General features: G+C 67.8%; 8 protein-coding genes. 5 read left to right on the plus strand and 3 right to left on the minus strand.

Going from position 1 to position 6103, the window contains the following annotated elements:
• Positions 1-11: 11 nt before the first annotated feature.
• Entirely contained in the window at positions 12-266 is a 255-nt protein-coding gene (locus ACK4IU_RS18140; protein ID WP_149589212.1) for an accessory factor UbiK family protein, read from the minus strand.
• A gap of 130 nt (positions 267-396) precedes the next feature.
• Between ACK4IU_RS18140 and lgt the strand changes: the two genes are divergently transcribed.
• The 4 genes from lgt (at position 397) to ACK4IU_RS18160 (ending at position 3379) form a co-directional block, all read left to right on the plus strand.
• Positions 397-1266, plus strand: a complete 870-nt coding sequence (gene lgt / locus ACK4IU_RS18145) for a prolipoprotein diacylglyceryl transferase (protein ID WP_409738129.1) — start codon at positions 397-399, stop codon at positions 1264-1266.
• Positions 1263-2315 carry a class I SAM-dependent methyltransferase gene (locus ACK4IU_RS18150; protein WP_409738112.1) on the plus strand — a complete coding sequence of 351 codons (1053 nt, stop codon included), beginning with the start codon at positions 1263-1265 and terminating at the stop codon, positions 2313-2315. The genes lgt and ACK4IU_RS18150 overlap by 4 nt, the downstream gene beginning before the upstream one ends.
• Positions 2315-3073, plus strand: a complete 759-nt coding sequence (gene pgeF / locus ACK4IU_RS18155) for a peptidoglycan editing factor PgeF (RefSeq protein ID WP_409738115.1) — start codon at positions 2315-2317, stop codon at positions 3071-3073. Before ACK4IU_RS18150 ends, pgeF begins: the two co-directional genes overlap by 1 nt.
• A 123-nt stretch (positions 3074-3196) precedes the next feature.
• On the plus strand, positions 3197-3379 hold the full coding sequence (locus ACK4IU_RS18160) for a hypothetical protein (RefSeq protein ID WP_409738117.1): 183 nt from the start codon (positions 3197-3199) through the stop codon (positions 3377-3379).
• 3 nt (positions 3380-3382) lie between these two features.
• Here ACK4IU_RS18160 and ACK4IU_RS18165 read toward each other — a convergent pair whose 3' ends face one another.
• On the minus strand, positions 3383-3883 hold the full coding sequence (locus ACK4IU_RS18165) for an Lrp/AsnC family transcriptional regulator (RefSeq protein ID WP_409738120.1): 501 nt from the start codon (positions 3881-3883) through the stop codon (positions 3383-3385).
• 202 nt (positions 3884-4085) lie between these two features.
• A complete protein-coding gene (locus ACK4IU_RS18170; RefSeq protein ID WP_409738123.1) occupies positions 4086-5138 on the minus strand; it encodes a hypothetical protein in 1053 nt (350 codons plus the stop codon).
• A 195-nt stretch (positions 5139-5333) separates the two neighbouring features.
• On the opposite strand from ACK4IU_RS18170, the gene ACK4IU_RS18175 reads away from it, so the two are divergent.
• A partial coding sequence (locus ACK4IU_RS18175) for an NAD(P)/FAD-dependent oxidoreductase (RefSeq protein WP_409738126.1) occupies positions 5334-6103 on the plus strand: 770 nt, incomplete at its 3' end.

A 6103-nucleotide genomic window follows, 5' to 3' on the forward strand; every position in this document is an offset into this window, starting at 1 on the left:
GGTCAGCCGGGTCATTTCTTCCTGGCCAGTGCCGCTTCCAGCGCCGCGATACGCGCCTCCAGCGCCGCGTTCTCCTCGCGCGCCTTCTGCGCCATGGCGCGGGCGGCATCGAACTCTTCGCGCGTCACGAAGTCGCGGTCGGCCATCCAGCGGTCGATCCAGCTCTTGAACGCCGTCTCGGCCTCGGTCTTGGCACCCTGGGCCACGCCCATCGCGTTGGTCATGAGCTGGCTCATGTCGTCGAGGAACTTGTTGCGGGTCTGCATGGCACCGTCTCCTGCGCTTTCGCCTTATATGGCCCCGGTCGCCCGGCAGGGCAAGCCACAGCACACGGGGCGCGCGGTTGACATCCCGCGCCCCGCCCGCGACAAGCGGACCGGCATAGACGAGGGCCTCATGATCCCCTTCCCCGACATCTCTCCCAACCTGTTCGAGATCGAGATCTTCGGCATTACCCTGGCCCTGCGCTGGTATGCGCTGGCCTATATCGCGGGCATCCTGTTCGGATGGTGGATCGTGCTGCGCGCCATCCGCAATCCGGGGCTCTGGTCAGAAGTCGCCCCGATGACCGCCGAACAGGTCGAGCGCCTGCTCACCTGGATCATCCTGGGCGTGATCCTGGGCGGGCGGCTGGGCTATGTGCTGTTCTACGACCTGCCGACCTATCTGGCCGATCCGTTGCAGATCGTGAAGGTCTGGGAGGGCGGCATGTCCTTCCACGGCGGCTTCCTTGGCGTCGTCGTCGCAGCCCTGTGGTTCGGCAGGCGCGAGAATATCCCGCTTCTTTCGCTGGGCGATCTGATGGCGCTGGCGACTCCGGTCGGGCTGATGCTGGGCAGGCTGGCCAACTTCGTGAATGCCGAACTCTGGGGGCGTCCGACCAGCCTGCCCTGGGGGGTGATCTTCCCCGGCGATGCGGCGCAGTACTGCCCGGAGGTCGAGGGCCTCTGCGCCCGCCACCCGAGCCAGCTGTACCAGGCGGGGCTGGAGGGGCTGCTGCTGGCGCTGGTCCTGTTCTGGCTGGCCTTCCGTGCGGGTGGGCTGAAGCGGCCGGGTCTGGTGATGGGGGTGTTCCTCACCGGCTACGGTCTGGCGCGCTTTCTGGTGGAATTCGTCCGCCAGCCCGATGCGCAATTCGTCAGCGAGGGCAACCCGATCGGCTGGGCCGTCCAGTTCGGCGGCTGGGGCCTGACCATGGGCCAGCTTCTGTCGTTGCCGATGATCGCCCTGGGCCTGTGGTTCGCACTTCGCGCCCGCAGGTCATGACACCGCTTGCCCGACTGATCGCCGCGCGCATCCGCGAGACCGGGCCGATCACCGTCGCCGACTACATGGCCGAGTGCCTGCTGCACCCGGTGCACGGTTATTACACCACGCGCGAGCCCTTCGGCGCGGCGGGCGACTTCACCACCGCGCCCGAGATCAGCCAGATGTTCGGCGAGCTCTTCGGCCTCGCCCTGGCGCAGGCATGGCTCGACCGCGGCGCGCCCGATCGCTTCATCCTGGCCGAACCCGGCCCCGGCCGCGGCACGCTGATGGCCGATGTGCTGCGCGCGACGCGCGGCGTGCCCGGCTTTCACGCCGCCCTGCGGCTGGTTCTGGTCGAGGCCTCGCCCCGCCTGCGCGCCCTGCAGGCCGAGCGGCTGGCAGACCATCGCCCGCATTGGGTGGACCGGATCGAGGACCTGCCCGAAGGCCCCCTGTTCCTGATCGGCAACGAGTTTCTCGACGCCCTGCCGATCCGGCAGTTCCTGCGCAGCCCCGAAGGATGGCGCGAGCGGCTGGTGGGCCTCATCGACGGGGCGCTGGCCTTCGGCCTGTCCGCACCCATGCCGCAGGTGCCCGACACGCCCGCCTTCCGCCATGCGTCCCAGGGCGCGCTGGTCGAGGACAACCTGCCCGCGCGCCTGGCCGTGGCCGAGACCGCCCGCCGCATCGCGCGGCACGGCGGGGTGGCCTACTGGATCGACTACGGCGGCTGGCGGTCGCAGGGCGACACGCTGCAGGCGCTGCGCCACCATGCCTTCGACGATCCCCTGGCCCATCCGGGAGAGGCGGACCTGACCGCCCATGTCGATTTCGAGCCCCTGGCCGCGCTTGCCCCGGCCTGGGCATACGACACGCAAGGCGCGGTGCTGCGCCGGCTGGGCATCGAGGCAAGGGCGGACCGACTCGCGCAGGGGCTGACGGGCGCGAGACTCGACAGCCACCGTGCCGCACATCGCCGCTTGACCGATCCGGCGGAAATGGGTTCGTTGTTCAAGGTGCTGGCCGTCACCTCGGCCGGTGCCCCGCCGCCCCCCGGATTCGCCTGATGCAATCGACGCTGGACATCATCACCTCGCAGGCGCTGACGGCCCGCCATGGCTTTTTCACCCGCAAGGGGGGGGCGTCCTCGGGCATCTTCGCAGGCCTTAACTGCGGCACGGGATCCTCGGACCAGACCGAGATCGTGGCGATCAACCGCGCCCGGGTGGCCGAGGCGATGGGCCTTGGCCCCGAGGCGCTGGTGACGGTGCATCAGGTGCATTCCGCCCGCGCCCTGCCGGTGACCGGCCCGTTGTCGATCCGCCCCGAGGCCGATGCCATGGTCACGGCCACGCCGGGGGTCCTTCTTGCGGTGCTGACGGCCGACTGCCAGCCGGTGCTGTTCGAGGACCCCGAGGCGCGGGTGATCGGCGCCGCCCATGCCGGCTGGCGCGGGTCGGTCGATGGCGTGCTGGAAGCGACGATCGAGGCGATGGAGGCCCTCGGCGCCCGCCGGTCGCGGATCAACGCCGTCATCGGCCCGACAATCAGCCAGGCGGCCTACGAGGTCGGCCCGGAATTCTTCGACCGCTTCCGCGCCGAGGACGAGGACAGCACCCGGTTCTTCGCCAACGGCCCGGGGGACCGGCTTTTGTTCGACCTGCCGGGCTATGGCCTTTACCGGCTGCGCGAAGCCGGGGTCGGCCATGCGGAATGGACCGGCCATTGCACCTACCGCGACCCCGAGCGCTTCTACTCCTTCCGTCGCACAACCCACGCCGGCGAAGCGGATTACGGGCGGCTGATATCGACAATACGGCTGTGATACGGCGAAAAGGGGCATGAAAATGCTCTGATTGCTGCAAGGTTCTTCCCCAACCCTGCCGCAATCTCGGGTCAGCCTGCCCGCGAAGGTTGAATTTCGCCGGGGCAAGAGATGATCATCCAGATGAAGACCAAACGCCGCTGGATCCTGTCGATCCTGGAAACGGTCGGCGACGGGACGGACAGCCGTGTGGTGGCGCGCGCCACGGTGCGGCAGACTTCAGGCCGGACCATGACGTCGGGGCAGAAGGGTTTCGCGATGCGGCTGAAGTCGGCAACCCGGCAGGTCAGCGACGCCGCGCGTTAGGCGTCAGGCGTTCCTTGCGAGCCGCGCCTCGAGGACATCGAACGGCAGGCCGGGTTCGTCCTTGGCGCAGCGGATCACCAGGCTGGTCTTGACGTTGGCCACATGATCCGCGCGCAGCAGCTCTTCGGTCAGGAAGCTTTGAAAGCTGGACAGATCCGGCGAGACGCATTTCAGGATGAAGTCGATCTCGCCGTTCAGCATGTGACATTCGCGGACCAGCGGCCAGGCGCGGCACCGCGCCTCGAAGGCCGCAAGGTCCGCCTCGGCCTGGCTTGACAACCGCACCATGGCAAAGACCTGCACCTCGAACCCCAGCTCGCGCGCATTGATATCGGCGTGATAGCCTCGGATGTAGCCCTGCTCTTCCAGGCCCCGCACCCGGCGCAGGCAGGGTGGCGCGGAAATGCCGACGCGGCTGGCAAGCTCGACGTTGGTCATGCGACCGTCCGCCTGAAGTTCCGCCAGAATCTGGCGGTCGATGGGATCCAGCTTGTGCGCGACCATGGTGCCTCCGTTCCGTGACTTACTTACGCGGGGCATCCGGTCTGCGCAACATTATTTCGCGCATGCGCAATAATGCTACCGCCCTGGCGTCAGGCCGGTCCTGCGCCGGGGCGGCTTGCCCGTCAAAGCTTGTAGGGCCCGACTTTGCGGTCCGCGATCCCGGGAGGGGAACGTAATAGAGGTCCATGCGGTCCCAATCGCCCTAAAACTTCGTGCTGAACCGGCCCTGCCCAAGCGGCGTCTCGAAGGTCAGGGTCTTGCGCGATCTCCCGCGACCGTCCCTGGCCTGCACGCCGCCCACCGCGAAGTTGTGGCCAAGCTCGTGGCAGAAGGTCTCGCAGGCGTGGCGGTTGCCCGTTGCCCCCCATTCGGCCGGCATCGAGATCACGCCGCGGGTCACGTTGCCGTCCGCGGTGGTGTTGGGCCCCCGGACCCGATCGAGGCATAGGGCCAGGCGCTGCGGGCGGGGGTGGAGATGGTGGCCGACACGCTTTGCGACACGCAGAGCAGCGTGTCGAACCGGGTGTAGTCGATCAGCGCATCCCCGGCGGTGAAGCAGCTTTGGAAGCAGGTCCCCCTTCGGCGTGCTGTCGTTGTTGAAATGGTCCGTCCAGGGGCCGCCGAGCGCGACCGGGCCGAACATCTGCGCCGAGAGGTCGAAGTGGCCATAGGAGACCTCGCGGTAGAAGGCGCGGGCGCTGCGGGTGACGCCGCCATGGGTTCCGCCGTTGATCAGCTCGTCCATCCAGCGGTTGCGGATCGCATCCAGCGACACCCCGGTCGGAAAGGCCTGCGAGGCGGTCTGGACGAAGAGACTCGCGATCCGCCGGGTGCCGGTCGCCGGCAGGATGTTGACGCTCTGCGGCCCCGCCGGGCCGCCGCCCCCCGGCGCTGCCTGCCTATTGCCGGAGGTTCTGCCCGTCGAACCAGAGCCGCGGCGCCCGCGCCGGCCCCGCCAGCGGTCGGTGGAGCGGAACTGGACATTGGCGATGTCCTGCCCGGTCGAGATATGCGTGACCAGGATGACCCAGTCGCCGGGCTCGTGCCTGACGAGCAGAATGATCGTGGGCGCCTCGGCGCTGCAACGCGCGTCGCGCGAGTGCGAGATCAGGCCGGCGCGATGGCCGTCGGAGATGGTGAACCGGAGGTCGTCGAAGTCGATGCCCGATGCGCTGTCGATGCTGACCTTGAGCGGGGCGCAGGACCCGACGAAGCAGGGGCGTTTCGGAATGGAAATGGTGACGGGATCGGCCATGGAAAACACTCCTGCGAAATGCGGGTGGAAGGTGCAGATGTGCTGAAGTAAAGGCTTGTAAAACCTTGGAAATCCTTGGCCATGGCTGGCGAAAAGTCATGGTTCCGCCCTGGAGGGCACCCTTGCCTTTGGGGGGGTTCCGCCGACCTTGACAAAGTCCTATATCGAAGTGCCGGCAGTCATGAGGGTTCCGAGATGAGCACAACCTCCCGCCACACCAAGGTTCTTATCATCGGCTCGGGCCCGGCCGGTTATACGGCTGCGGTCTATTCGGCCCGCGCGATGCTGGAGCCGATCCTCATCCAGGGCCTGCAGCCCGGGGGGCAGCTGACCATCACGACCGAGGTGGAAAACTGGCCCGGCGATCACTCGGTTCAGGGGCCGGACCTGATGGTGCGGATGGAGGAACATGCCCGCGCGATGGGGGCCGAGGTGATCTCGGACTACATCACGTCGCTGGACCTGTCGAAGCGCCCCTTCGTGGCGACGGCGGACAGCGGGACGACCTATACGGCGGAGGCGGTGATCCTGGCGACGGGGGCACAGGCGAAGTGGCTTGGGTTGCCCTCGGAGGAGAAGTTCAAGGGCTTCGGCGTCTCGGCCTGCGCGACCTGCGACGGGTTCTTCTATCGCGGGAAAGAGGTGGTGGTGATCGGGGGCGGCAACACGGCCGTGGAAGAGGCGTTGTTCCTGACGAACTTCGCCTCGAAGGTCACACTGATCCATCGTCGGGACAGTCTGCGGGCCGAGAAGATCATGCAGGACCGGCTGTTCAAGAACCCGAAGATCGCGGTGGTGTGGGACACGGAGGTGACCGAGATCCTGGGAACCGAGGCGCCCCTGGGGGTGACGGGGGTGCGGGTGCGGAACGTGAAGACGGGCGCGGAGGGGGTGATCCCCTGCGACGGGTTCTTCGTGGCGATCGGGCATGCCCCGGCGTCGGAACTGGTGAAGGACCAGCTGCC

Source organism: Tabrizicola flagellatus, from assembly GCF_046295235.1.
In the GTDB taxonomy this organism is placed as follows: Bacteria; Pseudomonadota; Alphaproteobacteria; order Rhodobacterales; family Rhodobacteraceae; genus Tabrizicola; species Tabrizicola flagellata_A.

Excerpts from the sequence above, each read along its gene's own strand:
- pgeF (WP_409738115.1), top strand. The coding sequence starts at position 2,315 with ATGCAATCGACGCTGGACATCATCACCTCGCAGGCGCTGACGGCCCGC.
- lgt (WP_409738129.1), top strand. The coding sequence starts at position 397 with ATGATCCCCTTCCCCGACATCTCTCCCAACCTGTTCGAGATCGAGATC.
- ACK4IU_RS18150 (WP_409738112.1), top strand. The coding sequence starts at position 1,263 with ATGACACCGCTTGCCCGACTGATCGCCGCGCGCATCCGCGAGACCGGG.
- ACK4IU_RS18165 (WP_409738120.1), bottom strand. The coding sequence starts at position 3,883 with ATGGTCGCGCACAAGCTGGATCCCATCGACCGCCAGATTCTGGCGGAA.
- ACK4IU_RS18170 (WP_409738123.1), bottom strand. The coding sequence starts at position 5,138 with ATGGCCGATCCCGTCACCATTTCCATTCCGAAACGCCCCTGCTTCGTC.
- ACK4IU_RS18160 (WP_409738117.1), top strand. The coding sequence starts at position 3,197 with ATGAAGACCAAACGCCGCTGGATCCTGTCGATCCTGGAAACGGTCGGC.
- ACK4IU_RS18140 (WP_149589212.1), bottom strand. The coding sequence starts at position 266 with ATGCAGACCCGCAACAAGTTCCTCGACGACATGAGCCAGCTCATGACC.